The 23,661-nt window shown below is 71.0% G+C and carries 32 protein-coding genes and 1 pseudogene; 20 read left to right on the top strand and 13 right to left on the bottom strand.

Annotated features, from left to right (window positions below; all coding sequences use genetic code 11):
- Nucleotides 1-82: 82 nt before the first annotated feature.
- The 3 genes from mqnE to H4687_RS26940 form a co-directional block, all read right to left on the bottom strand.
- Entirely contained in the window at nt 83-1,246 is a 1,164-nt protein-coding gene (gene mqnE, locus H4687_RS26950; protein WP_046919364.1) for an aminofutalosine synthase MqnE, read from the bottom strand.
- Between the two features lie 66 nt (nt 1,247-1,312).
- Entirely contained in the window at nt 1,313-1,768 is a 456-nt protein-coding gene (locus H4687_RS26945) for an Lrp/AsnC family transcriptional regulator (RefSeq protein WP_005476412.1), read from the bottom strand.
- 93 nt (nt 1,769-1,861) lie between these two features.
- Nucleotides 1,862-2,560, bottom strand: a complete 699-nt coding sequence (locus H4687_RS26940) for a UbiX family flavin prenyltransferase (protein WP_078907098.1) — start codon at nt 2,558-2,560, stop codon at nt 1,862-1,864.
- Between the two features lie 91 nt (nt 2,561-2,651).
- Here H4687_RS26940 and H4687_RS26935 point away from each other — a divergent pair, with 91 nt between their 5' ends.
- Nucleotides 2,652-3,275, top strand: a complete 624-nt coding sequence (locus tag H4687_RS26935; RefSeq protein ID WP_046919362.1) for a rhomboid family intramembrane serine protease — start codon at nt 2,652-2,654, stop codon at nt 3,273-3,275.
- Here H4687_RS26935 and H4687_RS26930 read toward each other — a convergent pair.
- The 3 genes from H4687_RS26930 to H4687_RS26920 are packed head-to-tail and all read right to left on the bottom strand — an operon-like array spanning nt 3,265 to nt 6,233.
- Entirely contained in the window at nt 3,265-3,831 is a 567-nt protein-coding gene (locus H4687_RS26930; RefSeq protein WP_046919361.1) for a Uma2 family endonuclease, read from the bottom strand. The two genes, H4687_RS26935 and H4687_RS26930, sit on opposite strands and share 11 nt — an antisense overlap.
- A 45-nt stretch (nt 3,832-3,876) precedes the next feature.
- Nucleotides 3,877-4,779 carry a menaquinone biosynthesis prenyltransferase MqnP gene (gene mqnP, locus H4687_RS26925; RefSeq protein ID WP_046919360.1) on the bottom strand — a complete coding sequence of 301 codons (903 nt, stop codon included), beginning with the start codon at nt 4,777-4,779 and terminating at the stop codon, nt 3,877-3,879.
- A complete protein-coding gene (locus H4687_RS26920) occupies nt 4,776-6,233 on the bottom strand; it encodes a menaquinone biosynthesis decarboxylase (RefSeq protein WP_046919359.1) in 1,458 nt (485 codons plus the stop codon). The genes mqnP and H4687_RS26920 overlap by 4 nt, the downstream gene beginning before the upstream one ends.
- Before the next feature lie 116 nt (nt 6,234-6,349).
- On the opposite strand from H4687_RS26920, the gene H4687_RS26915 reads away from it, so the two are divergent.
- The 11 genes from H4687_RS26915 (at nt 6,350) to H4687_RS26865 (ending at nt 12,606) form a co-directional block, all read left to right on the top strand.
- A complete protein-coding gene (locus H4687_RS26915; protein ID WP_046919358.1) occupies nt 6,350-6,757 on the top strand; it encodes a PLD nuclease N-terminal domain-containing protein in 408 nt (135 codons plus the stop codon).
- Nucleotides 6,758-6,816: 59 nt separating this feature from the next.
- Nucleotides 6,817-7,542, top strand: coding sequence for a TioE family transcriptional regulator (locus H4687_RS26910; protein WP_050398103.1), 726 nt, complete (start codon nt 6,817-6,819; stop codon nt 7,540-7,542).
- Nucleotides 7,543-7,620: 78 nt separating this feature from the next.
- Complete coding sequence (locus H4687_RS26905) at nt 7,621-7,947, top strand: gas vesicle protein GvpO (protein WP_020113814.1); 327 nt, start codon at nt 7,621-7,623, stop codon at nt 7,945-7,947.
- Between the two features lie 116 nt (nt 7,948-8,063).
- Nucleotides 8,064-8,513 carry a gas vesicle structural protein GvpA gene (locus H4687_RS26900; protein WP_046914221.1) on the top strand — a complete coding sequence of 150 codons (450 nt, stop codon included), beginning with the start codon at nt 8,064-8,066 and terminating at the stop codon, nt 8,511-8,513.
- 8 nt (nt 8,514-8,521) lie between these two features.
- Nucleotides 8,522-9,235, top strand: coding sequence for a GvpL/GvpF family gas vesicle protein (locus H4687_RS26895; RefSeq protein WP_046914222.1), 714 nt, complete (start codon nt 8,522-8,524; stop codon nt 9,233-9,235).
- Nucleotides 9,236-9,268: 33 nt separating this feature from the next.
- A complete protein-coding gene (locus H4687_RS26890) occupies nt 9,269-9,529 on the top strand; it encodes a gas vesicle protein GvpG (RefSeq protein WP_037627762.1) in 261 nt (86 codons plus the stop codon).
- Complete coding sequence (locus H4687_RS26885; RefSeq protein ID WP_046914223.1) at nt 9,526-10,251, top strand: hypothetical protein; 726 nt, start codon at nt 9,526-9,528, stop codon at nt 10,249-10,251. Before H4687_RS26890 ends, H4687_RS26885 begins: the two co-directional genes overlap by 4 nt.
- Entirely contained in the window at nt 10,244-11,407 is a 1,164-nt protein-coding gene (locus H4687_RS26880; RefSeq protein WP_046914224.1) for an SRPBCC family protein, read from the top strand. The genes H4687_RS26885 and H4687_RS26880 overlap by 8 nt, the downstream gene beginning before the upstream one ends.
- Nucleotides 11,404-11,919, top strand: coding sequence for a gas vesicle protein GvpJ (gvpJ, locus tag H4687_RS26875; protein WP_046914225.1), 516 nt, complete (start codon nt 11,404-11,406; stop codon nt 11,917-11,919). The genes H4687_RS26880 and gvpJ overlap by 4 nt, the downstream gene beginning before the upstream one ends.
- Nucleotides 11,920-11,921: 2 nt before the next feature.
- The gene (locus H4687_RS26870; protein ID WP_046914226.1) at nt 11,922-12,209 is read left to right on the top strand and encodes a gas vesicle protein; all 288 of its coding nucleotides are present in this window, start codon (nt 11,922-11,924) and stop codon (nt 12,207-12,209) included.
- A complete protein-coding gene (locus H4687_RS26865) occupies nt 12,184-12,606 on the top strand; it encodes a gas vesicle protein K (protein WP_046914227.1) in 423 nt (140 codons plus the stop codon). The genes H4687_RS26870 and H4687_RS26865 overlap by 26 nt, the downstream gene beginning before the upstream one ends.
- 95 nt (nt 12,607-12,701) lie before the next feature.
- On the opposite strand, the gene H4687_RS26860 is transcribed toward H4687_RS26865, so the two are convergent.
- Nucleotides 12,702-13,385 (bottom strand): response regulator, encoded by a 684-nt coding sequence (locus H4687_RS26860; RefSeq protein WP_046914228.1) that lies wholly within the window; start codon nt 13,383-13,385, stop codon nt 12,702-12,704.
- Nucleotides 13,386-14,064: 679 nt separating this feature from the next.
- Between H4687_RS26860 and H4687_RS47575 the strand changes: the two genes are divergently transcribed.
- Nucleotides 14,065-14,370 carry a hypothetical protein gene (locus H4687_RS47575; protein WP_046914229.1) on the top strand — a complete coding sequence of 102 codons (306 nt, stop codon included), beginning with the start codon at nt 14,065-14,067 and terminating at the stop codon, nt 14,368-14,370.
- Nucleotides 14,371-14,567: 197 nt separating this feature from the next.
- Here the strand turns inward: H4687_RS47575 and H4687_RS26850 are convergent, their stop codons facing one another.
- Both H4687_RS26850 and H4687_RS26845 read right to left on the bottom strand, forming a co-directional pair.
- Nucleotides 14,568-14,945, bottom strand: coding sequence for an SH3 domain-containing protein (locus H4687_RS26850; RefSeq protein ID WP_020113811.1), 378 nt, complete (start codon nt 14,943-14,945; stop codon nt 14,568-14,570).
- Nucleotides 14,946-15,188: 243 nt separating this feature from the next.
- Nucleotides 15,189-16,505, bottom strand: a complete 1,317-nt coding sequence (locus H4687_RS26845) for a sensor histidine kinase (RefSeq protein ID WP_233443306.1) — start codon at nt 16,503-16,505, stop codon at nt 15,189-15,191.
- Nucleotides 16,506-16,766: 261 nt separating this feature from the next.
- Here H4687_RS26845 and H4687_RS26840 point away from each other — a divergent pair, with 261 nt between their 5' ends.
- From H4687_RS26840 to H4687_RS26825, 4 genes are all read left to right on the top strand, one after another.
- Nucleotides 16,767-17,249: a nucleoside deaminase gene (locus tag H4687_RS26840; protein WP_046914230.1), complete on the top strand. Its 483-nt coding sequence runs from the start codon at nt 16,767-16,769 to the stop codon at nt 17,247-17,249.
- On the top strand, nt 17,233-18,207 hold the full coding sequence (locus tag H4687_RS26835) for an isopenicillin N synthase family dioxygenase (RefSeq protein ID WP_046914231.1): 975 nt from the start codon (nt 17,233-17,235) through the stop codon (nt 18,205-18,207). The genes H4687_RS26840 and H4687_RS26835 overlap by 17 nt, the downstream gene beginning before the upstream one ends.
- 178 nt (nt 18,208-18,385) lie before the next feature.
- Entirely contained in the window at nt 18,386-19,177 is a 792-nt protein-coding gene (locus H4687_RS26830) for a hypothetical protein (protein ID WP_225966834.1), read from the top strand.
- Nucleotides 19,170-19,565: a GntR family transcriptional regulator gene (locus H4687_RS26825; RefSeq protein ID WP_046914233.1), complete on the top strand. Its 396-nt coding sequence runs from the start codon at nt 19,170-19,172 to the stop codon at nt 19,563-19,565. Before H4687_RS26830 ends, H4687_RS26825 begins: the two co-directional genes overlap by 8 nt.
- Before the next feature lie 6 nt (nt 19,566-19,571).
- Here the strand turns inward: H4687_RS26825 and H4687_RS26820 are convergent, their stop codons facing one another.
- The 4 genes and pseudogenes from H4687_RS26820 to H4687_RS48520 form a co-directional block, all read right to left on the bottom strand.
- Entirely contained in the window at nt 19,572-19,880 is a 309-nt protein-coding gene (locus H4687_RS26820; protein WP_233443305.1) for a peptidoglycan-binding domain-containing protein, read from the bottom strand.
- 184 nt (nt 19,881-20,064) lie between these two features.
- Nucleotides 20,065-20,442, bottom strand: a complete 378-nt coding sequence (locus tag H4687_RS26815; RefSeq protein WP_046914235.1) for a peptidoglycan-binding domain-containing protein — start codon at nt 20,440-20,442, stop codon at nt 20,065-20,067.
- A 253-nt stretch (nt 20,443-20,695) separates the two neighbouring features.
- Nucleotides 20,696-20,920: a DUF7848 domain-containing protein gene (locus tag H4687_RS48720; RefSeq protein ID WP_451682053.1), complete on the bottom strand. Its 225-nt coding sequence runs from the start codon at nt 20,918-20,920 to the stop codon at nt 20,696-20,698.
- A 30-nt stretch (nt 20,921-20,950) separates the two neighbouring features.
- Nucleotides 20,951-21,354: pseudogene (locus H4687_RS48520) on the bottom strand (hypothetical protein); the annotation flags it as partial.
- Nucleotides 21,355-21,470: 116 nt separating this feature from the next.
- On the opposite strand from H4687_RS48520, the gene H4687_RS26800 reads away from it, so the two are divergent.
- The 3 genes from H4687_RS26800 (at nt 21,471) to H4687_RS26795 (ending at nt 23,581) form a co-directional block, all read left to right on the top strand.
- Entirely contained in the window at nt 21,471-22,418 is a 948-nt protein-coding gene (locus H4687_RS26800; RefSeq protein ID WP_046914241.1) for a helix-turn-helix domain-containing protein, read from the top strand.
- Nucleotides 22,375-22,503, top strand: a complete 129-nt coding sequence (locus H4687_RS46635) for a DUF397 domain-containing protein (protein WP_233443309.1) — start codon at nt 22,375-22,377, stop codon at nt 22,501-22,503. Before H4687_RS26800 ends, H4687_RS46635 begins: the two co-directional genes overlap by 44 nt.
- Before the next feature lie 73 nt (nt 22,504-22,576).
- Nucleotides 22,577-23,581, top strand: coding sequence for a hypothetical protein (locus tag H4687_RS26795; RefSeq protein ID WP_225966833.1), 1,005 nt, complete (start codon nt 22,577-22,579; stop codon nt 23,579-23,581).
- The last annotated feature ends 80 nt before the right edge of the window (nt 23,582-23,661 follow it).

Below are 23,661 nucleotides of genomic sequence, written 5' to 3'. Positions count from 1 at the left end.
GATGGGGAAAGCGTGCGATCTTGATCGTGCCCCTGTCAAGGGTGCACGGGACGCACGTCGCCCTCGGACCCGCGTCGGCGGCTCACACCCGCATCGGCTGCGGAGATTCCCGGCGTGCCGGGTCCGGGCCGTCGTACTCGCGGATGATCTCGTACCTCGTGTTCCGTTCCACCGGGCGGAAGCCGGCGTCGCGGATGAGGTCCAGCAGGTCCTCGCGGGTCAGCTTGTTCGGCGTGCCGTAGTTGTCCGCGTCGTGGGTGATCTTGTACTCGACGACCGAGCCGTCCATGTCGTCGGCGCCGTGCTGCAGCGCCAGCTGGGCCGTCTGGACGCCGTGCATGACCCAGAAGACCTTGACGTGGGGGACGTTGTCGAAGAGGAGGCGGGAGACCGCGAAGGTCTTCAGGGCCTCGGCACCCGTCGCCATCTGGGTGCGGGCCTGGAGGCGGTTGCGGACCTTGCCGTCCTGCATGTCGACGAAGTCGTGCTGGTAGCGCAGGGGGATGAAGACCTGGAAACCGCCGGTCTCGTCCTGCAGTTCACGCAGGCGCAGGACGTGGTCCACCCGGTGGCGCGGCTCCTCGATGTGGCCGTAGAGCATGGTGCACGGGGTCTTGAGGCCCTTCTCGTGCGCCAGGCGGTGGATCCGCGACCAGTCCTCCCAGTGGGTGCGGTGGTCGACGATGTGCTGCCGGACCTCCCAGTCGAAGATCTCCGCGCCGCCGCCGGTGAGGGATTCGAGCCCCGCGTCGATCAGTTCGTCGAGGATCTCCGACGCCGTCAGACCGCTGATCGTCTCGAAGTGGTGGATCTCGGTGGCCGTGAAGGCCTTGAGCGAGACGTCCGGGAGGGCGGCCTTCAGCTCCTTCAGCGAGCGCGGGTAGTAGCGCCACGGAAGGTTCGGGTGCAGGCCGTTGACGATGTGCAGCTCGGTGAGGTTCTCGCCCTCCATCGCCTTGGCGAGCTTCACCGCCTCCTCGATGCGCATCGTGTACGCGTCCTTCTCCCCCGGCTTGCGCTGGAAGGAGCAGTACGCGCACGACGCCGTGCACACGTTGGTCATGTTGAGGTGGCGGTTGACGTTGAAGTGGACGACGTCGCCGTTCTTCCGCGTCCGCACCTCGTGCGCCAGACCGCCCAGCCAGGCCAGGTCGTCCGACTCGTAGAGCGCGATGCCGTCCTCGCGGGTCAGCCGCTCGCCGGAGCGGACCTTCTCCTCCAGCTCCCGCTTGAGCCCGACGTCCATGCCCACACCTTTCACCGACCGACCACCGACCTACCGACTTGCCCGCTCAACCCTACGTCCACCGCCCTACTCCTCCTCCGGCAGCTCACCCACCCGGTTCTCCCACTTCGTGGAGAGCACGATGGTCGTACGGGTCCGGGAGACACCGGCGGTGCCGGAGAGGCGGCGGATGGTCTTCTCCAGACCGTCCACGTCGGGGGCGCGCACCTTGAGCATGAAGGAGTCGTCGCCCGCGATGAACCAGCAGTCCTCGATCTCGGCCAGGTCCCGCAGCCGTGTCGCCACGTCCTCGTGGTCGGCGGCGTCGGAGAGGGAGATGCCGATGAGGGCGGTCACGCCGAGGCCGAGGGAAGCCGCGTTGACGGTGGCGCGATAGCCGGTGATGACCCCGGCCGCCTCCAGCCGGTTGATGCGGTCGGTGACACTGGGTCCCGACAGACCGACGAGGCGTCCCAGCTCCGCGTAGGAGGCCCGGCCGTTCTCCCTCAGGGCCTGGATGAGCTGCCTGTCCACCGCGTCCATGCGATCGGTTGCCTTCCGCTGAAGAGTTGCGTTGTGAGTGATGCGTGAGGTCGTACGGGGTCGTGCGGGGCGAGGGGTGAGCGTGTGGGGCGCTCAGGTGGTGGTACGAGAGGCGCGCGCGCCGCCCACGTCGCCCTCCCAGCGCCGGTACAGGGTGTGCGGGACGCCCACCGCGTCCAGCGCCCGTCCGGCGACGAAGTCCACCAGGTCCTGGATGTGCGTGGCGCCCGCGTAGAAGGCCGGGGACGCGGGCAGTACGGTCGCGCCCGCCTCGTCCAGGGTCACCAGGTGGCGCAGGGTCTGCCCGCTCAACGGGGTCTCGCGTACGGCGACCACCAGGGGCCGGCCCTCCTTGAGGGTCACGCTCGCCGCGCGTTGCAGCAGATCCTTCGAGAGCCCCAGGGCCACGCCCGCGACGCACGCGGTCGACGCGGGCACGATGAGCATCCCCTTGACGGGGTACGAGCCCGAGGACGGTCCGGCGGCCAGATCCCCGGCGCTCCAGTGCCGTACGCGGTCGCCGTCGAGGTCCACGGTGAACGTGCCGGGCTTGCCGTCGGCGCCACGGGTCAGCCATTCCCGCAGGTCGTCGCGCCAGTGGGCGTCCCGGAAGGAGATACCGGTCTCGTCGAGCAGGGTCAGCCGCGAGGCCCGGGACACCACGAGGTCGACGCTCTCGCCGGCGGCGAGGAGCGCGCGCAGCACCGCCGCGGCGTATGGGGTGCCGGATGCGCCGGACACCCCTACGATCCAAGGCGTACGCGGCGTCTTCCCTGGCTTGGCTGGGTTCACGACCCCGAGCCTATCCGGCGGCGCGGGGCGGGAACCGGTCAAGGGGGCACGGCCGTTTCTTGAAGGGGACGAGTTGAGTCGGGGGTCGGACATGGCTGGTGGAGTACGTGGGGCGCTGAGTCCTGAGCGGGAGTGGTCGCGGGGGGACCGGGCGAAGGCGGCGGCCAAGCTGATGGTGGGCTGGGTGGCGCTGTTGTGGCTGCTCGAAGTGATCGACGTGGCGACGGGTCACTCGCTGGACCGCTTCGGGATCGTCCCGCGCTCGGTGCCCGAGCTGGTCGATGTCGTGCCCGCCTCGTTCGTCCACTTCGGCTTCGCCCATGTCGCGGCGAACAGCGTGCCGTTGCTGGTGCTGGGGTTCCTCTCGGCCCTCGGGGGGCTGCGGCGCTTCGCCGCCGTCTGCGCGCTGATCATCGTCGCGGACGGGCTGGGGGTGTGGCTGATATCCCCGGACAACACGAACACCGCCGGCGCCTCCGGCGTCGTCTTCGGGCTCTTCGGATTCCTCGTCGTCAGCGGGTTCGTCGAGCGCCGGCTGCTGGGGGTCGCGGCGGGTGTGCTGGTCGCGGCCGTCTGGGGCGGCTCGATCCTGGCGGGCATCGCCCCGAACGAGACCGGCATCAGCTGGCAGGGGCACCTGATCGGGCTGGTGACGGGGGTCGCGGCGGCGTTCCTGTTCCGGCGGCGTGAACCCCGCGGGGCGCTCAGCGCGTAGGGGGCGCCTTCGGGTCCACGGGGAGTCGGGCGGTGGCGATCGTGAGTTTGCCGAGGGAGGTGTCGAGGGTCAGGTCGGGGCCGTAGGGCAGGGTGTCGCGGCCCCGGTAGCCGTCGGGCCCGGGGTTCCACATCATGACGGCGTGGCCCTTGAGCGGATCCAGGATCACGTAGTGGGTGATGCCTCGGGAGGCGTACCAGCGAGGCTTGATCTCGTAGTCGCGTCGGATGCTTTCCGGCGACACCACTTCGGCCACGAACTCGATCAGATCGGCCGGATATGCGCTGCGGTTCTCCGCCTCCGCCGGGATGACGGCGATGTCCGGGCAGAACTCGTTGGCATCGTCGAAGGGGAACGCCACATCACTCACCAGCGCCCAGGGTGGCAGAAGCTGTTCCTCCAGGTCCGTCGACACTCTCAGGATCGTCTTCCCATGGAACGGCCTGACCGGGTTCATCACGATGCTGCCCTCGACAATCTCCGTCAGATAGCCGGGGAACATGTCCTCCAGCCTGCTGAGCTGCGAGTGCAGGCGGTCGATGCCCGAGACGGTCACGCTGGCCTCCCTGGGGTCCTGCCCTCGATGGTAGGCCGACGGTGATCAGAGGGTCAGACCCCGAACCAGAAGATCGAGCAGGGCGCACACGAACAGGGCAATCCCGATGAACCCGTTGACCGAGAAGAACGCCCGGTTCAGCCGGGACAGATCGTGCGGACGCACGATCGTGTGCTCGTACACGAACGCGCCCGCCACGATCGCCAGCCCCAGCCACAGGAACGCCCCCGCGCCCGTCAGGACGGCGTACCAGGCGAACAGCGCGGTCGTGACGGCGTGGCACACCCGCGCCGACCGGATCGCCGCCGGAACACCGAACCGGGCCGGCACCGACAGCACGCCCGACTCCCGGTCGGAGTCGATGTCCTGGCAGGCGTAGATGAGGTCGAAGCCCCCGATCCAGATGCCCACCGCCAGACCGAGGACGACCGCCTCCCAGGACCACTCCCCGGTGATCGCGAGCCAGCCGCCGATGGGCCCCATGGCCTGCGCGAGGCCGAGGATGGCCTGCGGGTAGTTCGTGAAGCGTTTGCCGTAGGGGTAGACGACCATCGGGATCACGGCGATGGGGGCCAGGGCGAGGCAGAGGGGGTTCAGCAGGGCCGCCGCGCCCAGGAAGATCACCAGCGCGATCAGCGCGCCCGTCCAGGCGTGCTTGACCGACATCGCGCCGGTCACCAGCTCGCGATGTGCCGTACGCGGGTTACGGGCGTCGATCTCCCGGTCGATGATCCGGTTGACCGCCATCGCGAACGTACGCAGACCCACCATGCAGACGGTGACCAGCAGCAGCCGCGCCCAGTGGACGTTGCCGTCCAGCCGGAACATGGCGGTGAGCGCGGCGATGTACGCGAAGGGCAGCGCGAAGATCGAGTGCTCGATCATCACCAGCCGGAGGAATGCCTTGGTGCGGCCCGGCTGCGGGATCGCGGCGGAGGCGCTGGTCACAGGCCGTACTCCTTCCAGCGGCGGTCGACCAGGGCCGCCGTGGCCGGGTCGGACTCGACCATGTCGGGCCAGCCCCCGTCCCGCGTGTAGCCCTCCTCGACCCACTTCTTCGTCGCGTCGATCCCCGCCTTGCCGCCCCAGAACTGCTGGTAGGAGGCATGGTCCAGATGGTCCACCGGGCCCTCGACCACCGACAGGTCGCGGGAGTAGTCCGTGTTGCCGAGGGCGCGCCAGGCGACCTCGTGGAGGTCGTGGACGTCGCAGTCGGAGTCGACGACCACGATCAGCTTGGTCAGGGACATCATGTGGGCGCCCCAGATCGCGTGCATGACCTTCTGCGCGTGCTTGGGGTACTTCTTGTCGATCGAGATGATCGCGCAGTTGTGGAAGCCGCCCGCCTCGGGGAGGTGGTAGTCCACGATGTCCGGGACGATGATCTTCAACAACGGCAGGAAGAAGCGTTCCGTCGCCCGCCCCAGCGGCCCGTCCTCCGTCGGCGGGCGGCCCACGACGATCGACTGCAGCAGCGGCCGCTTCCGCATCGTCACACAGTCGATCTTCAGCGCGGGGAACGGTTCCTGCGGCGTGTAGAAGCCGGTGTGGTCGCCGAACGGGCCCTCGGGAAGCATCTCGCCGGGCTCCAGCCAGCCCTCGATGACCACCTCCGCCTGCGCCGGCACCTGCAGCGGCACGGTCTTGCAGTCGACCATCTCGATCCGCTTCCCCGAGACGAACCCGGCGAACAGGTACTCGTCGATGTCACCGGGGAGCGGGGCCGTCGAGGCGTAGGTCACGGCGGGCGGGCAGCCGAAGGCGATGGCGACCGGCAGGCGCTCACCGCGCTTGGCGGCCACCTGGTAGTGGTTGCGGCTGTCCTTGTGGATCTGCCAGTGCATGCCGATCGTGCGCCTGTCGTGGCGCTGGAGGCGGTAGAGGCCGAGGTTGCGTACGCCGGTCTCGGGGTGCTTGGTGTGGGTGAGACCGAGGTTGAAGAAGGAGCCGCCGTCCTTCGGCCAGGTGAAGAGGGCCGGGAGCTGGTCCAGGTCCACGTCGTCGCCCTGGAGGACGACCTCCTGCACCGGGGCGCTGTCCGCCTTCACCTTCTTCGGCGGGACGTGCGTCATCGCGCCGAGCTTCCCGAACGCCTCGCGCACCCCCACGAAGCCCTGCGGCAGTTCGGGCCTGAGCAGGCCGCCGATCTTCTCGCTGATCTCGGCGTACGACTTGAGACCGAGGGCTTTCAGCAGGCGGCGGTCCGTGCCGAAGACGTTCATCGCGAGGGGCATCGAGGAGCCCTTCACGTTCTCGAAGAGCAGGGCGGGGCCGCCGGCCTTGTTGACCCGGTCGACGATCTCCCCGACCTCCAGACAGGGGTCGACTTCGGCCTTGATGCGCTTGAGATCGCCCTCGCGCTCCAGTGCGCGGAGCAGGGAGCGAAGATCGTCGTAAGCCATGCGGACAAGTATCCCCGAGGGGCTACCCTGACCCCGTCACGGGGCCCCGCGCACGGTCCCGCCGTCGTGTCCGGCGGCCGGTCGACCGGCCGCCACCGCTTCCAGGGGGCTGTTCCATGCTCAGGGTGTTGCTGTACCTCGTGCCGCTGGCGCTGACGATCTACGCGTTCATCGACTGCCTCAACACCCCCGAGGACGAGGCGAAGCACCTGCCGAAGATCGCCTGGGTCTTCATCATCCTGCTCTTCTGGATCGTCGGCCCCATCGCCTGGCTCGTCGCCGGCAAGCTGCGGGGCGTTCCCGGGAGTGGACGCACACCCTCCGAGTGGCACCGGGGCCACCGCGCGGAGTACGTCGCCCCCGACGACAACCCCGAGTTCCTGAAGTCGCTCGCCGAGGACAACAAGAAGGACGAGGCCCTCCTCAAGAGCTGGGAGGCCGACCTCCGCCGCCGCGAGGAGGAGCTGAAGCGGCAGGAGGAGGAGAAGGGCGAGAAGCGGGAGAAGAAGGACGGCGAGGACTGACGGACGAGGAGAAGGCCCCGCCCGCACCCCGTCGAACCGGCCCGCCCCGTACGCCCACCGTGCCCGGTCCGCCCCGCCTGCGCCCCGTCGACCTCGCCCGCCTCTGCGGTGTCTCCACCCAGCAGATCCGCAACTACGAGACGGCCGGGGTGCTGCCGCCCGTGCCGCGTACGGACTCGGGGTACCGGGTGTTCGGCGACGCGCACCGGCGGGCGCTGCTGACGTACCGGGCCCTGTCGAAGGGGTACGGGGCGGTGGCCGCCGCGCGGATCATGCGGACCGTGCACGAGGGGGACGTGCCGGGGGCCCTGGCGCTGGTGGACGAGGTCCACGCGACGCTGCACGCGGAGCGGGTGTCGTTGCGGACGACCGGCGAGGCGCTGCGGACGCTGGCCGGGGAGCCGCCGGAGGACGACGTACCCGCCACCGACCTGCTGATCGGCGAGGTCGCCGCGCTGCTCGGCGTCCGCACGTCGACGCTCCGCGTCTGGGAGGCGGCCGGTCTCCTCGCGCCCCGTCGTGAACGCGGCACCGGCTACCGCCACTACGCCCCCGAGGAGGTGCGCGACGCCCGTTTCATCCTCGCCCTCCGCCGCAACCACTACCTCCTCGACCAGATCCGCCCCGTCCTCGAAGACCTCCGCGACGAGGGCGGCACCGAGGCCCTCCGCGCCGCGATCACGGCCCGTCGCACCGCCCTGACCTCCCGGACGGCGGCGATGTTGGAGGGGGCGGGCCACCTGCACACGTATCTGAGTCTGTCCGACGGCGCGCCCTCCGACTGAACGGCATCAACGCGTAAGAAGTTCACATATGCCGCTTAAAAGGACAATGATGGGTATACGGACAGGCAGGTGACAGTGATGAACGGTCGGGAGTCGGAGAAGCGCCGTTCCTCGTCGCGGGAGTCAGAGCCCGCCGAGGAACGGGTCTCCGCGCCCGAGGCCATGCGGAGCGCGATCGAGCAGCTCAGTCAGCTGCTGGGCCGTGCCCCCGAGTCCGTTTCCGCGCTGAAGCCGACCGACGAGGGCTGGGAGGCCCAGGTCGAGGTCCTGGAACTGGAGCGCGTCCCGCAGACGACCAGTGTGATGGCCGCCTACCGGGTCGCCCTGGATCCCACGGGCAAGCTGCTGGCGTACGAGCGCGGCCGCCGGTACACGCGCGCCCAGGTCGACCGGGGCTCCCGCTGAGCCGCCGAGGTCACGGCCGCCGCTGACATCGCACAGGCCGGCTGCTTTCGACACGACCGCGGCCCGACACCCTCCGACGTACGGCTTCCCGTACCGGAAGGGAAGAGATCGTGACTGTGGTGCCGCAGAGCGAGGGCGGCGCCGGTGCCGCCCGTGGCGGTGGCTCCGGGAACCTCTACGACGTGCTGGAACTGGTCCTCGACCGAGGTCTGGTCATCGACGCGTTCGTACGGGTCTCCCTGGTGGGCATCGAGATCCTGAAGATCGACGCCCGGGTCGTGGTGGCCAGCGTCGACACGTACCTGCGCTTCGCCGAGGCGTGCAACCGACTGGACCTGGAGTCGGGTCGCAAGGCCCCCTCCCAGCTGACGGACATCGTCGGGAACACCGTCGAGTCGGGCGCCAAGGGCAAGAGCAAGGGGGCGCTCACGGGCGCCGTCGAGGCCGTCTCCGACTCGCTCCACCAGGGGCGCGGGGACGACGACCGCGAGTCCGGCCGCGAGAGGCAGCGCGTGCGCTCGGAGCGGGGCGCGAGCCGCCGTTCCTCCCGAGAGCGTGAGGAGTGAGCGAGCCGATGTCGGTGTACGTCTACGCCATCACCAAGGCAGCGCATCCGCTGGGCCTGGACGACGTCAGGGGCGTCGGCGAGGACCCCACCGAGCTGCGCGCCGTCAGCAGCGGCGACCTGAGCGCCGTCGTCAGCGAGGCCCCCGAGGTGCTCTCGGTCAGCCGCCGGGACGTGGAGGCCCACCAGCAGGTCCAGGAACAGCTGTGGGCCGACGGTGCCATCCTGCCGCTGAGCTTCGGGTTCGTCGCCGAGGACGAGGCCGCCGTCGAGGCCCTGCTCCAGCAGCGGGCCGAGGCGTACTCCCGGCGTCTGGACGAACTCGCCGGGCGCGCGGAGTTCAACGTCAAGGGCGTCGCGGACGAGGACACCCTCCTGCGCGCCATCCTGGCGGAATCCCCGCAGGCCCGTGAGTTGAACGACGTGATCCGCGAGGGCGGCGGCACGTACGACGACCGCCTCGCCCTCGGCGAACTCGTGGCCCAGGAGGTGCAGGGCCGGCAGCAGGCGATGGGCGAGGAGGCTCTCGCCGCGCTGCGCCCGTACACGCTGGCCGAGCAGCTCTCGCCGGCGTCCCAGCAGTACTTCGTGAACGCCTCCTTCCTGGTGGAAGACGACAGGTCCGAGGAGTTCACCGAGGCCGGCGGGGAGCTGGCCGAGGCCCTCGGAGAGGGGGTGGAGCTGCGGCTGCGCGGGCCGCTGCCGCCGTACAGCTTCGTGTGACCGACTCGCGGATCAGCCTGAGGAGGCGTCGTGGTGGGACTGGTCGGGACGATTCTGACCTTGCCGTTCGCTCCCGTGCGGGGTGTCGGGTGGGTGGTCGACAAGGTGCGGCAGGCCGCCGAGGACGAGTACTACGACCCGGCTCCGGTCCAGGAGGAACTGGTGCGGCTGGAGCGCGCGCGGGGCGAGGGACAGGTCGCCGAGGAGGAGTTCGCGCGACGCGAGGAGGAGTTGCTGCACCGGCTGGAGGAGATCAGCGCCTACCGGCTCCAGCAGAGAGAGGCACAGTCATGAACAACGCCACCATCGGCGCGGCCGTCCTCGGCGGGTATCTGCTGGGGCGGACGAAGAAGGCCAAGCTCGCCCTCGGGCTCGGCGCGCTGCTCGCCGGATCCCGGGTCAGACCCGGGCAGCTCGGCAAGGCGATCGACGCCCCGTTCCTCGGAGACATCACCCGGCAGATCCGCACCGAACTGACGGGCGCGGGCAAGGCCGCGGCGACCTCCGTACTGACGTCGAAGGCCGACAGCCTGGCCGGAACCCTCCACGAACGCACCGCGGGACTGCGGGAGCGGGCCGAGGGGAACGGCCCGCAGGACGAGTCGGAGGACGAGGCCGAAGCCGAGGTCGAGGACACCGACCAGGACGAGGAGGACGTGGAGGAGGCGGAGGACGAGGAGCAGGGGGCCGAGGAGCAGGGAGCCGAGGAGGACGAGAAGTCCGACACCGATGCCAAGTCCGGCACGGACCAGAAGTCCGGCACCGCCGAGAAGTCCGGCACCGCCGAGAAGGCGGGAGCGGCCCAGAAGGCGGGAGCGAGCCGGAAGCGGCCCGCCAAGAAGTCCGGCGGCACCACCACCGCCCGCCGCGGCAGCGGCGGCGGACGTTCCACAGCTCAGCGCGGCGGGTCGTCGACGGCCCGTAAGAGCGCACCGCGCGCGACGAAGAAGACCGCCTCCGCGAGCCGCTCCACGAGCGGCAGCGGCTCACGGTCGAGGAGGCAGGACGATGGCTGAGGGCAGAACGGCGAAAGGCGGCTCGGCTGGTACCGGAACCCTCAGCAGGACGGACGAGGAGGCCGGTGGGAACGGGCACGCGAACGAGAACGGGAACGCGAGCACGAGCCGGCTGAAGGAGGAGCTGGAGGAGTACATCGAGGCCCGGCTGTCGGTGATGCTCCAGGGCGTGGGCCAGGGTCTGGGCACCGGCGCGCGCAAGCTGGGCGACATGAGCGCGGGGACGCTGACGTCGACCGCGGGCCACGCCAAGGACGCGCTGGTCGACAAGGCGAAGAATGCCGCGGGCAAGGCGAAGGACACCGTCGGCGAGAAGGCCGGGGGCGTCACCGAGAAGGCGAAGGACGCCCTCACCAAGGGCAAGGGGCACGGCAAGGACCCCTCGGGCGGCAGCGGCAAGGGGCACACCATCATCGAGGACATCGACGTGGGTGTCCCGGTGCGCGAGGCGTACGACCAGTGGACGCAGTTCGAGGAGTTCCAGCGGTTCGCCAAGGGTGTGATCGGCGTCGAGCAGAAGGACGAGGCCACCACGCAGTGGCACGTCAAGGTCGCCAAGTCGAACCGGCACTGGCGCGCCACCATCACGGAACAGGTGCCCGACGAACGCATCGCCTGGACCTCCGAGGGCGACAAGGCCACCACCAGGGGCGTCGTCACCTTCCACCCTCTCGGGGACAACCTCACCAAGGTGCTGCTCGTCCTGGAGTACTTCCCCAAGGGGCTGTTCGAGAAGACGGGCGGTCTGTTCCGGGCCCAGGGCCGCCGCGCCCGCCTCGACCTCAAGCTGTACCGCACGTTCGTCATGATGCGTGGCGAGGCCACCGGCGGCTGGCGCGGAGAGATCCGCGACGGAGAGGTCCAGGAGCGGGACGAGGAGGACGACGAGGCGGAGGGTCGGTACGACGAGGACGACGACGGGTACGACGAGGACGGCGAACCCCGGGCCGAGGACGACGAGGACGACACCGGAGCCGAGGACGAGGACGAGGACGACTACGGCCCCGAGGACGAGGACGCGGAAGGCGAGTGGGAAGAGGAAGAGGACGACGACGAGGTCACGGACGACGCGGGCGACTATGAGCAGGAGGACGAGGACGAGGACGACGAAGTCGAAGAGGAACCGGTGAGGTCGAGGAGGTCGAGCGAGCCGTGACCCAGTCCGACTCCCCCGTTCCCTCGCCGACGCGAAGCCCGTACCCCTACGGCGGCGGCCAGGGCTCCAGCGCGAACCTCGCCGACATCCTTGAACGGGTGCTCGACAAGGGCATCGTCATCGTCGGCGACATCAAGATCAACCTGCTCGACATCGAGCTGCTCACCATCAAACTGCGCCTGCTCGTGGCCTCCGTCGACAAGGCCAAGGAGATCGGCATCGACTGGTGGGAGCACGACCCCGCCCTCTCCTCCCGCGCGTCCCGCTCCGACGGCCGGCGCTCGCTCGCCGACGAGAACGAGCGCCTGCGCGCCGAGGTGAAGGAGCTGCGCGAACGCGTCGAGGCGCCCCCGGAGCTGCCCGCGAGGAAGCCCCGGCCGGCCGGATCGGCCGAGCGTCGCGGTACGGCGCGCAAGGTGAGCCGTACCGAGAGCCGCCCGGCCGAACCCCCGCGCAAACGGCGCAGACCGGTGAGCGACGAGGCCGACGGCACCGAGGAGGACCGGCCCTGAGCATGTACGGCGACCCCGACGGCTACGACGCGTACGCCGACGACGACCGCCCCCTCAGCGGACGGCAGGTGGCGCTGATCGACCTGCTCGACCGCCTCCTGAGCGGCGGTGTCGTCCTCACCGGTGACCTCGTCCTGAGCGTCGCGGACATCGACCTGGTGCGGGTGTCGCTGCGCGCGGTGATCGTCGCCGTACGCGAGCAGATGGACGAGCAGTGGGCGCTGGACCTGCCCACGCGGACGCCCCTGGAAGGAGACGGCGCTGATGACAGTCCCGGACCCCCGGCCTGACGGCGGCCCCCACACCGACCGCCTCCGCGAGGTCGCCGACGCCGCGAGCCGCGCCTTCTCGCTGCTGCCCGCACGGCCGGACGACCTCCCCCCGCCGCCCACCGGCCGGGGCGGCACGGGAGCCGTCGCCCGCCGGCTGCGCACCGACCCCGACACGGTCGAGCGCGACCTCGTCCGCCTGGTCCTCACCATCGTCGAACTGCTCCGCCAGCTGATGGAACGCCAGGCCCTGCACCGCGTCGACAAGGGCGGCCTCACCGAGGACCAGGAGGAACGGCTCGGCATGACCCTGATGGTCCTGCACGACCGGATGACCGAACTCTGCGACCGCTACGGCCTCACCCTGGACGACCTCAACCTCGACCTCGGCCCTCTGGGAACCCTGCTCCCACCCTGATCCGCGAAGAACGACAACGCCGAAGACTCAAAAACGCGAAGACACGCAGACACGCAGACACGAAGACGCGAAGACGCGAAGACGCGAAGACGCCCTCAGCCGCCGGGCGTCACCAGTCCCGTCTCGTACGCGACCACGACCGCCTGGGCCCTGCTGCCCAGTGCCAGCTTGGTCATGGTGCGGTTGAGGTGCGTCTTCACGGTCGCCTCGCTGATGTGGAGCAGGTCGGCGATCTCCAGGTTGGACAGGCCCCGCGCGATGAGTTTGAGGACCTCGACCTCACGCGAGGTCAGGGCCCCCAGGTCGGGCGGCTGTTCACCGGCGTCGACGGCCCCGCCCTGCCGGGCGAACGCCTCGACCAGTCGCCGCGTGACGCTGGGCGCGAACAGCGCGTCGCCGCCGCCGATCGCGGCCACCGCGGCGAGCAGCCGCTCGGGCCCCGAGTCCTTGAGCAGAAACCCCGACGCCCCGGCCCGCAGCGCCCCGTAGACGTACTCGTCGAGGTCGAAGGTGGTCAGCACCAGGACCCTGGGCGCTGGATCGGGGGCCTGGGCGAGGATGTGCTCGGTGGCCTGGATGCCGTTCATGCCGGGCATCCGGATGTCCATCAGGATCACGTCGGGCCGGGTCCGTGCCGCCACCTCGACGGCCTCCGCGCCGTCCGCCGCCTCCCCGACGACCTCGACGCCGGGCGCGGCGTGCAGCAGCCCCACCAGGCCGGCACGGATGAGGAACTGGTCGTCGACGACGAGCACCTTGGTATCGCGGCGTCCGGTCATTCCGCGGTGTCGTCCTCCCGGCGTACGGCTGCGGGGAAGTCGGCAGACTCAACCGGACGGCGAACCCCCCGTCGTTCCCCGGGCCGATACTGATCGTCCCGCCGTAGAGCTTGGCCCGCTCCCGCATATCGATCAAGCCATTCCCGCCGACGGCGGGAAGCTTGTCCGGAACCCGTCGCAGGCCCGCAGCACCGTCAGCATGTGCCGCGGTTGCTCCGGCCCCTGTTCGCGGGCGATCCGGCCGCGCTCCTCGGCGAGCATCCGCCGGGCGCGTCGCACCTGCTCTGACGACGGACGCCATCGAGTCGGTGTCACCACGCACCACGGGCCGGTAGCCGGCGGTGACGTACCCGCACCGGATGAGGTGCACCGGGCGGCAGACGGCGACCGGTGACCGGCGACCGGCTGCGGACCGTGGGCGGCAGATGGACCAGGACCGAAGGGCGAGGCACCCGGATCCGCATCGCCGCAGCGTGGCGCCGCCGCCGTCGGCGAGGCGTCAACCTCTCGCGGTACAGCGGAAGTTGCAGGTACGGCGCGTCTACCGCGCTGCGTCGAGCCGGAGTTCCAACCAGCGTGGGACGACGCCGCACGCGGCCCGCCCGTAGCGTCCTGGACCAGCACCACGACGAGTCGGCCGACCGCCGGCCGTCGCTTCCGAGAAGGGGAACCGGAACTCATGAAGATACGTAGGACCCTCGCCCTCACCACTGCGGCGGTCGCTCTCGGTGGCGGACTCGCACTCGCCCCCGCCGCCTCCGCGGCCTCCTCCGGTGCGGCCGCCGCCCAAGCCATGTCCTGTTCGACCACGAAGATCAGCGACTACCGTGCGTCCGGCTGGTGTTCCGGCGGCAGCAACTGGCGCGTCGGCATCAAGTGCACGGACGGCCAGCACTACTACTCCGGGATCAGCACCATCCGGGGAACGAAGTACGTCGCCTGCGGCAGTGGCCGGATGACCCACCGTTGGATCGACATGTGGTGAGCTCTCACTCGGGTCAGCCGGGTCAGCCGGGTCAGCCGGGTCAGCCGGGTCAGCCGGGCGCGGGAACGCACTGAAGCCCGCCCCCGGCCGGCACGGCGGCACGGCCGGGCGCGCGGCGGCCCGTCCTCCCCGGGGGTGAGGGCGAACCGCCGCGCGCCCGGCGGCCGTGAACGACCGCCGGGCCGGTTCCGTACGCGTCAGCAGTGGTTCACGTAGCTCTGGATGTGCCCGGTCGACAGGTAGAAGTCGCTGACGTACCGGGATCCGGCGGGCGAGTAGAGCTTGGCCCAGATGTTGTAGCCGTTCACCGAACTGCCGGTGGTCCAGCAGTCGACCTCGACCTTGGTGCCGTTGGCGAGGCTGTACAGCGGGGAGGCCTGGCTGCTGGGGCCGCTGCGCACCGTGAGTCCGTTGGGCGCCCCCTGAACGTATGCGCACATCGCCCGCGCGTCGCTCCCGAAGGAGCCGCACCGGAATGCGTCGGCGCTGGCTGCGGGGGCGAAGGCCATGCCGGTGGCGAGGAGCGCGGTGGCTCCGGTCGCGACGACGGTTGCCTTCCAGTGTGCGAGTCTCATCGTGTTCTCCCTGCGATGCCGGTACGCCCCGCTTGACCACACGGGGCGCTTGATCATGGACATGCAGAAAGCTACGTGGGGCTCCGGCCTGGCCGCGTCAACCCGAGGGTTGGTCCCGGGTAAACCTTCGCGGTATCCGCGCTCGCCCGGACCGCGCCACGGGCCTTCCCCTCAGGGGGCCGCGCGGGGCCGCGAAAGCCGGTCGACAGGCCTGCGTGCCCGCCGGGCGCCGAGCGGCCCTTCTCACCCGCCGCGGGGCACGGGAAGCATCAGCCCGACCTCGAAACCGCCCCGGGGGCCGGGGCCGGCGGTCACCGTCCCGCCGTAGGCACCGGCCCGCTCGCGCATGCCGATCAGTCCGTGGGCGGCGGACCCCGTGACGGGACGGGCCGGCACCGGCTCCCGTCCGTCGTCGGCCACGACGACGCGGACCGCGGATTCGTCATAGTGCACCGTGACGCTGGCGTGGGCGGTCGGCGCGTGCTTCATGACGTTGGTGAGGGCTTCCTGGATGACCCGGTAGGCGCACAGGTCGACACCGGGCGGCAGCGGGAACGGGGAGCCCGTGATCCGGACGTCGACGGGGACGCCCGCGGCTCTCACTCGCCGGGTCAGCCGATCCAGCCGCCCGAGTCCGGGAGGCGCGTCATGGTCTCCCGCCTCTTCTCCCTCTCCTGCCCCTTTCGCTTCGGCTCTCGCTCCCGCTTCTTCATCCTCGCCCCGCGTCCCTTCAGGGGCGCCCTCCAGCCCCTCCCTGAGCACGACCAGCATGCGGCGCATCTCCGCCATCGCCTCGTGGGCGCTACCCGCGATGACGTCCAGCGCCTTGCGGGCCGTCCTCGGGTCGGAGGTGAAGACGTACCCGGCCAGGCCGGTCTGGACGGAGATCACGGACACGTGGTGGGCGATCACGTCGTGCAGTTCACGGGCCGTCCTCATGCGTTCGGCGATGACGGCCCGCCGGGCCTTCTCCTCCTGCTCCAGGCGCAGTTGCTCGGTGAGCGCGGCGAGCTGCTCGCCGCGCTCCGCGAGCCGGCGGGACCGGTCGCCGGTCACCCAGACGACGGCGACCATCACGGTCACGAAGACAACGCTGAGCGGGCCGATGCCGGGCTCGGCGAGCCGCGTACCCCACAGCAGCACGAGCAGCGACACGGCGGCGCACTTCGCCACGACCCTGCGCGGGCACAGCGCCGCCACGGTGTAGAACGCCAGGCCCAGTCCGCAGACGACGACCACGTGGTAGTAACCCAGAGTGAAATAGCACAGCGTGCAGGACGCCGTACCGACCAGCACGGCCACGGGAGCCCGGCGGCGCACCGCCAGCGGGAGGTAGACCAGCGCGATCAGGGCGTACGCCCAGGTGTCGGCCGGCCGCCAGTAGCCGTGCGGGTCGGGCCAGTTGTGCAGCATGGTGCTGGAGATCCAGACCGACACCACGGCGTAGACGGCGTCCGCCACCTGCGGGAACGCCCGGCGCACCGCCGTGCTCCACGGGCGCCGCGCGAACGTCCTGCGGGCCTGGGCCCGGAGCGATCGCTCCACCCGGATCTCAACCACGGCAACACCCCTGGTGGTACGTCGGCGACCGCCCTGTGCGCAGGCGAGGTTCATCCCATGATCGGGCGGGAGCGAACCGCCTCTCCCGCCGGCCACGACCCCGCCGCCCGCTCCGTGCCGGAGTGTTCCAGATCAGCCCGGCTCGGACCACAGCTCGGACCACAGCTCCGGCTGGAGCGCGGGCCAGGCGCAGACCACGGCTCGGGCCACGACTCCGGGCCACAGTCGGTGGCGCCGCCGTTTCGAGGGCAGAGTGAGCGCATGGACCCGACACAGCCACCACCCCGGGCCGGCGCGCAGGCACGCGCGTGGCTCGCCACCGCCGTCGAGGAGGCCCGTGCCGGCCTCGCCGAGGGCGGCATTCCGATCGGCGCCGCCCTCTACGGCCCGGACGGCAGCCTCCTCGGGCGGGGCCACAACCGCCGCGTCCAGGACGGCGACCCGTCCACACACGCCGAGACGGCAGCGTTCCGCGCGGCGGGACGGCAGCGGACGTATCGCGGTACGACGATGGTGACGACGCTGTCGCCGTGCTGGTACTGCTCCGGGCTGGTGCGGCAGTTCGGGATCTCGCGGGTGGTGGTCGGCGAGGCCACGACCTTCCACGGCGGCCACGACTGGCTCGCCGAGCACGGGGTGGAGGTCCTGGTGCTGGACGACCCGGAGTGTGTGGCCCTGATGCGCGACTTCATCCGGCGCGAACCGGCCCTATGGAACGAGGACATCGGTGACATCGACGAGTAGGCCCCGCATCCCCACCATCGATCTGCGCCCCTGGCGCGACGGCGGCCCCGAGGTCCGTGCCCGGATCGCCCGCACGGTCGACGAGGCGCTCCAGAGCGCCGGTTTCCTCCTCGTCACCGGCCACGGCGTCGACCCGGCCCTGCGCACCCGCGTCCGGGAGGCCGCCCGCGCCTTCTTCGTCCTGCCCGTCGAGGCCAAGCAGGCGTACGAGGTGAAGGTCGGCGGGCGGGGCTGGCTCGGGCCGGGAGCCGAGGCGAACGGGTACGCGGAGGGGACCGAGACCCCGCCGGACCTCAAGGAGTCGCTGACGTTCGCGACGCACGAGCCGTTCGACGACCCGGTCGTGAACGCCGAGTGGTACGCGCCGAACGTGTGGCCGGCGGAGGTGCCGGAACTGCGGGCCCTGTGCGAGGAGTACCTGGCGCGCATGGGCGAGCTGGAGAACCTGTTGCTCGCCCTCCTCGGCGACGCGCTCGGCCTGGAGCCGGACTTCTTCTCCCGGCACATGAGCCACCCCACCTACGGCTTCAACATCAACTGGTATCCGGGCACCGAGGTCATCGGCGACCCGGTGCCGGGCCAGTTCCGGATCGGCCCGCACACCGACTTCGGCACGGTCACGATCCTCGACCGGCAGGCCGGGAAGGGCGGACTCCAGGTGTTCACGGACGAGGGCGGCTGGGAGGACGCCCCCTACGACCCCGACGCCTTCACCGTCAACGTCGGTGATCTGCTGGCCCGTTGGACCGGGGACCGCTGGCGCTCCGGGCGGCACCGGGTCCTGCCGCCGCCGGCCGACGAACCCACCGAGGAGCTGATGTCGCTGGTCTACTTCGGCGAGTGCACCCCGGGCACGATCGTGGAGTCCGTGCCGCCGCCGGTCGGCCGGGTGGCGCACCCACCGGTGGACTCGCACGTGTACCTGCGGGCGCAGCTGGACTCGATCACCGTCGGCTGACCGTCCCTTCGCCGTGGTGGGGAGATCTCCCCACCCGGGAACCATCGCGCCCCACAGCCCGTCTCCCCTGTCTCCCCCGGCATCCACGGCATCTTGTATCGAGCGTTTGACACAAGATCCCGGCCCGGGGCATCTTGTACTCACCGATTGATACAAGATGATCCGGGGGGATCTCCGCATGCTCGACACCGCCCCGCTCCGGCACCGGCTCCTCGACCACGCCGACCACTACGCCCGCTGGTCCGGGCTGGCCATCGGTCTCGTGCTCGCCCAGGCGCTGTCCACGCTGGGGGACGTCGAGTTCGAACAGCGCGTGGTGTTCTGCATCACCGCCTTCGGCCTGTGCTCGGTGGCCGGAGTCCTCCTCGCCGACGCCCTGACCCTGCGCCCCCAGGAGGCGGTCCGCACCGCGAGCCTCGCCCCGCGCCTGGTCCGAGACCACGTCCCCCCGCACATGGGCCCCCTGATCGCGCTCCAGGGGGTCTCCCTCGCCGTCCTGCTGGTGCTCACGGCCGCCACGGCCTCCGTCGACCCCGACCGCATCCTGAGCACGGGCAAGGTCCTCACCCTCACCTGCAACGGGATGCGCGCGACCGCCGGCCCGTGGCCCGGCCTCTACTACACCCTCCCGATGTTCGGCGCGCTCGCCATAGCCACCCCCACCTGCGTGTGGGCCCTGCGTCGCATCACCCACGGTCCGGGCGAGGAACAGCAGCGCCGGGACCGCGCGTGGGCCGTCACCGGGGCCTGGGGTCTGCTGGTGTCGAGCCAGCAGTTGTACGCCGTGCTGATGGTCTCCCTCGCGTTGACGGAGACGGGCTGCGCCGGCGTGCTGGGCGTGCTCACCTTCTGGGTGTTCTACCCGCTCGCCCTCCTGAACCTGTTCACCGTCGTCTGGTCCCTGGTCACCGTGGTGGCGCCCCGGGCCGTCGACGACGAGGCGGCGGAGGGGGTCTCCGCCGATGAGTGAGGCCGCCGTCCGCGTCGACACCACCAGCCAGGTCCCGCCGTACGAGCAGATCCGCGCCCAGCTCGCCGCGCTGATCGTCACCGGCCGGCTGGCCGAGGGCGACCGGCTGCCGACCGTCCGCCAGCTGGCCACCGACCTCGGGCTGGCCCCGGGCACGGTCGCCCGCGCCTACCGCGAGCTGGAGGCCGGCGCGCTGATCCGCACCCGCCGGGGGGCCGGCACCCGGGTGGCGGCCCCACCGGTCCGGCCGCCCCGCCCCGACACTCACCAACTCACCACTCTGGCGCGCGACTTCACCTCCTCGGCCCGCGCCCTGGGCGCGGACCCGGAGGCGATCCTCACCGCCGTGCGCGACGCTCTGGGGCCGGAACGGCCGGGCCCGCCCTGAGCGCGGTCATCGGTGCAGGGCCGTCCAGAAGACCGGGCCGAGAACGCCGTCGTAGCCGATGCCCTCGGCGCGGCAGAACTCACGCACCGCCTGGTGGGTCCGCGCGTCGTAGACACCGTGGTCCGCGACGGTGTAGCCGAGCCGGATGAGCAGGCATTGCAGATGGGCGACGCCGGTGCCGGACGCACCGATCCGGAAGCCGGTGGGATGCGACGAGGCGCCCCACGGGCATGCGGCGGGCTCGGCGTAGAGGGCCCGCGCGGGGGTGTCGGCGAGGGCCGGTGCCGCGCTCGGGCCGAGCGCGAGGCCGGTCACCACCGCGAGGAGAGCGCCGAGTCCGGGACCCGCGCGGCCCGGGCGGGGACGGGGCCCGCGAAGCGTACGGAACGTACCGGGCATGACGCGGTCGCCTCCCAGGGAGGTGCGAGGTGTGCGGTGGGGAAAACGGGTGTCGGCCCGCGGTCGGGGACCGCGGGCCGACAGTGAGGCACGGATGCGGTCAGCAGCCGTTGCGCAGGCGGTTCCAGGTGATGGGCCCGATGCGGCCGTCGACGCCTATGCGGCAGGTGGCCTGGAAGTCACGGGTGGCCGTTCGGGTGTTGCCGCCGAAGTCACCGTCGACGCCGGTCGGGCCGATGTAGAAGCCCCAGTACTGGAGCAGACACTGGGCCTCGCGCACGGCGTTTCCGGTGCTGCCGTACGCGATCTCGGGCGGGGTGACGGCGCCGTGGTACCCGCAGTAGAGGGCGGTGGGGGCGAATTCCTTTGCCGGGGCAGCCGGGGCCGCCGTCGCGCTGGTCATGGAGATGGCACTGGTGCCGGCCATCAACGCGGCCACGACCGCGCCGGATGCGGCGAGCCTTCGGATGCGTCTCATTTCTGTTCACTCCTGTACTGGGTGACAGTTCGGACGACTCGAAGCTATGAGACCCCGCGCTCCGGCGTGAAGGAGTGTTCCAGCCGGGTCACCCCTCCCCCTACCGTCACTCCTGACCTGCGAGTTACTTCACGGGACAACCACGGGCACAGCGCCACCAGGGGCATCGACAGGGCCGGAATGTCCGATTCCCCGCATCGATATGCGAAGTGAGGACCTTCGAACGACGTCGGCGCGTGCACCCTCACCGTCGTCACAGGGGCACCTCCTCCAGCGGCTCCAGCACCGAGTAGTCGCCGAAGCTCCGCCGGTACCGCAGGTGCCCGGTCTCCTGGGTGTGTCCGCGCTGCCACTCCTCCACCGCCGCCGGATCACTCCGTACGCCCGACTCCGCACCGCACTCCGTCTCGTCGCCCGACACGCACCGCGCCTCGTACTCCGGCTCCGCCGTGGCGTCCTGGGCGATGACGTACGGCACGTACCGGAACACCCGCCGCGTACGGGCACCTCCGGCGTGCTCCCGTCGCTGATGGTGACGCAGCAGCACGTTCGCGTCGGTCTCCGCGCTCCGGTCGTACCGGGCTCGGGCCTCGCCCCGCCGTACGGCCAGATCGGCGCAGGCGGCACAGCCGGGCGCCGGAACGGGCGGGCTGCCCAGGCCGCCCAAGGGGTCATGTCGACGTACCGTCACACCCTCCTCCTCGTCCGCTGGTTGGCCGCCCTCACCAGCGCCCCGATCCGCTCCGCATCGGTCGCCGGCCGCAGCGTCCCCGGGTCCGCCTCCCACTCCCGGCCGCCGCCCACCGGCCGCAGCATCGCGTACGGCCCGACCCTGTCCCGGTACTCCCCCACGCGCCGCGTCCGCGGATCGTAGACAAGCTGTCCCTCTGGTTCCACTGGTTCCACGCACACTCCACAGCCCTGTTCCGTCACTCTGGGTGTACACAGCGTCGCCGAAGGGAACGGTCGCCATCAATGCGGTACGTGTGGCACTGGACCTTTGCCACGGACGGCACGAGGGGGACGTCATGACGAGGCGGAACGCGGAAGGGGCCGGCGGGGCCGGAAGTTCGGCCCTGTTCGGCGAGGTGCTCCGGCACTACCGCGAGGCGGCCCTGCTGACCCAGGAGTCCCTCGCGAGAGAGGTCCCGTGCGACCGCTCCCAGGTGGCGAAGGTCGAGGCGGGCACCCGGGTGCCGAGCGAGCAGTTGGCGAAGCGGTGCGATGAAGTGCTGGACACGGGTGGGGTGTTGGCTCGGATGTGGGCCAAGGTGGACTGGTACCCGCAGGTGGAGCATCCGGATTGGTTCAGGCGCCGGGCCGAGATGGACACCGAGGTTGTCGATCTGCGGGCGTACCACGAGCGCGTCATTCCGGGCCTGTTGCAGACAGTGGACTACATGGAGGCGCTCTTCAGCCGTCGCCGCAGGAGTTCCGACGAGGTGGACGAGCGTGTGCGGGCCAGGCTGAGCCGACAGCAGCGCTTCCTGGAGCCCGGCGGCCCGTTCTACGCCGTGGTGCTGGACGAGAGCTGCCTGCGCAACCTCGTCGGCGACCCCGACGTCATGCGGGGCCAGTGCGCGCACTTGCTCAACGTCGCCAGGCAGGCCAACATCCACATCCAGATGGCCCCGGCCGCCCTTCCCGGAGTCGTCCGCCCCAGCGGCTCGATGTCGCTGATCACGATGCCGGACGGACACAAGTGGGTTTACTCGGAGACCTTGGACCGTGGCTACTTCAGCGACGATCCGGCCGTCTTCGTACGACATAGCCAGACCTATGATGTGCTCAGGGCCGACGCTCCGTCAGCTCGCGAGTCCGCCGCGCTGATCAGCGACGTGATGGAGGGGTACGGGGATCATGGACGAGTACCAGCTGAGCACGGCGACCTGGATCAAGAGCACCTACAGCGACGACAACGGCGGCGACTGCATCGAAGTAGCCCCCGGTTTCCCCGGACTCGTCCCCGTCCGTGACAGCAAGAACCCCGACGGCCCGGTACTGGTCATCAACCGCTCCGCCTGGCTCTCCTTCATAGGCGCCGTACGGTCGGGTTCGTAAGCGAACGGGCAGACTTCGCCGTACTCCGAAACAACTGCCCCTTGCCCCACAGCTGTTGATACCCACAGCAGCTATGACAACGGCAACGACGCACACCCACGCCCTCTTCGACATACCCGCGGCGTACGAGCACTCCGACGCCCTCCCCTTCGTGGTGCTGGCGGAAGCCCGGGGCACGGCGCTGCGGGAGCTGCGGGCCGCGTACACGGGACGGATGCCTGTCGCCCTGATCGACGGCGAGGAGGCACGGTTCGACCGGCCTCCGCAGGGCCGGCCCCCGGAGACCTGGTCACCCGCCTACGAGGCCCTGTCGGCCGTCGCGGAGCAGCTCGGGGAGCCCGTGGGCGGGGCGGGGCGGATCACGTTCCCCCGGCTGGCGTGCGGACTGCTCGCGGTCGCGGCCGGGGGCTGGGGGGATCGCGGGCTGTCGCGGGTCTGCGCCGAGGCCGAGCGGGTGCTGCTGCTGAGCGACACGGGCGGCTGGCTGGCGGGACGGTGGGTGGGAAAGGCCGTGGCGCGGCTGGTGTCGTCGATGTCGGTGCAGGGGCAGCCGGCGGTGGAGGCGATCATCGAGGCGGCGCTGGAGGCGTTCAGCGAGGGGATGTCGTCCTCGCACCGGCGGCTGCGCCGGGGCGCGGTCTGGTACCGCGACCATCCGCACGCGGCCGGAAACCCGAAGCTCGGCCTGATACTCCTCTCGCGGCACTTCCGGGCGGGCGGCGACGCCCGCACCCACGCTGAACACCAACTCGTACGGGCACTGCTCGCCGACCTGGACGACGCGTACGCGGGGGTCGTGCCCCGGGCGCAGCGAGCCGGCCGGCCGGTGGTCCTGCTGGACAACGTGCAGGAGACGGCCGGGCGGCGGCTGATGGAGTCCGTCCTGCACGACCGGGCCGAGGGCAGGGCCGACCGGGTGGCGTTCTTCGCCGGACTGCGCGGCCGGGACCACCCGGCCCTGCGGAACGCCACCCGCCGCACGCTCCCCGGGATGGCCGGTACGGGCGGCTGGACACCGGGCAGTACGCCGTCGTCACGGGCGCTGCTGGTGTCCCTGCCGCCTCCTGTGGGCCCCTGAGGGCTCGTCCGTACGCCGAAGGCCGGTTCCCCTGTGACGTGTCATGGGAACCGGCCTTCGGTGTGCGAAGCCGTACGGCG

The sequence above is a fragment of the Streptomyces stelliscabiei genome (genome assembly GCF_014873495.1).
Taxonomy (GTDB): domain Bacteria; phylum Actinomycetota; class Actinomycetes; order Streptomycetales; family Streptomycetaceae; genus Streptomyces; species Streptomyces bottropensis.
Note: the sequence above shows the minus strand (reverse complement) of the source record. Positions and strands in the feature narration are given on the sequence as shown.

Excerpts from the sequence above, each read along its gene's own strand:
- mqnE (WP_046919364.1), bottom strand. The coding sequence starts at position 1,246 with ATGGACGTCGGGCTCAAGCGGGAGCTGGAGGAGAAGGTCCGCTCCGGC.
- H4687_RS26945 (WP_005476412.1), bottom strand. The coding sequence starts at position 1,768 with ATGGACGCGGTGGACAGGCAGCTCATCCAGGCCCTGAGGGAGAACGGC.
- H4687_RS26935 (WP_046919362.1), top strand. The coding sequence starts at position 2,652 with ATGGCTGGTGGAGTACGTGGGGCGCTGAGTCCTGAGCGGGAGTGGTCG.
- H4687_RS26920 (WP_046919359.1), bottom strand. The coding sequence starts at position 6,233 with ATGGCTTACGACGATCTTCGCTCCCTGCTCCGCGCACTGGAGCGCGAG.
- H4687_RS26915 (WP_046919358.1), top strand. The coding sequence starts at position 6,350 with ATGCTCAGGGTGTTGCTGTACCTCGTGCCGCTGGCGCTGACGATCTAC.
- H4687_RS26905 (WP_020113814.1), top strand. The coding sequence starts at position 7,621 with ATGAACGGTCGGGAGTCGGAGAAGCGCCGTTCCTCGTCGCGGGAGTCA.
- H4687_RS26895 (WP_046914222.1), top strand. The coding sequence starts at position 8,522 with ATGTCGGTGTACGTCTACGCCATCACCAAGGCAGCGCATCCGCTGGGC.
- H4687_RS26885 (WP_046914223.1), top strand. The coding sequence starts at position 9,526 with ATGAACAACGCCACCATCGGCGCGGCCGTCCTCGGCGGGTATCTGCTG.
- H4687_RS26880 (WP_046914224.1), top strand. The coding sequence starts at position 10,244 with ATGGCTGAGGGCAGAACGGCGAAAGGCGGCTCGGCTGGTACCGGAACC.
- H4687_RS26870 (WP_046914226.1), top strand. The coding sequence starts at position 11,922 with ATGTACGGCGACCCCGACGGCTACGACGCGTACGCCGACGACGACCGC.
- H4687_RS26865 (WP_046914227.1), top strand. The coding sequence starts at position 12,184 with ATGACAGTCCCGGACCCCCGGCCTGACGGCGGCCCCCACACCGACCGC.
- H4687_RS26860 (WP_046914228.1), bottom strand. The coding sequence starts at position 13,385 with ATGACCGGACGCCGCGATACCAAGGTGCTCGTCGTCGACGACCAGTTC.
- H4687_RS47575 (WP_046914229.1), top strand. The coding sequence starts at position 14,065 with ATGAAGATACGTAGGACCCTCGCCCTCACCACTGCGGCGGTCGCTCTC.
- H4687_RS26850 (WP_020113811.1), bottom strand. The coding sequence starts at position 14,945 with ATGAGACTCGCACACTGGAAGGCAACCGTCGTCGCGACCGGAGCCACC.
- H4687_RS26840 (WP_046914230.1), top strand. The coding sequence starts at position 16,767 with ATGGACCCGACACAGCCACCACCCCGGGCCGGCGCGCAGGCACGCGCG.
- H4687_RS26830 (WP_225966834.1), top strand. The coding sequence starts at position 18,386 with ATGCTCGACACCGCCCCGCTCCGGCACCGGCTCCTCGACCACGCCGAC.
- H4687_RS26825 (WP_046914233.1), top strand. The coding sequence starts at position 19,170 with ATGAGTGAGGCCGCCGTCCGCGTCGACACCACCAGCCAGGTCCCGCCG.
- H4687_RS26815 (WP_046914235.1), bottom strand. The coding sequence starts at position 20,442 with ATGAGACGCATCCGAAGGCTCGCCGCATCCGGCGCGGTCGTGGCCGCG.
- H4687_RS26800 (WP_046914241.1), top strand. The coding sequence starts at position 21,471 with ATGACGAGGCGGAACGCGGAAGGGGCCGGCGGGGCCGGAAGTTCGGCC.
- H4687_RS26795 (WP_225966833.1), top strand. The coding sequence starts at position 22,577 with ATGACAACGGCAACGACGCACACCCACGCCCTCTTCGACATACCCGCG.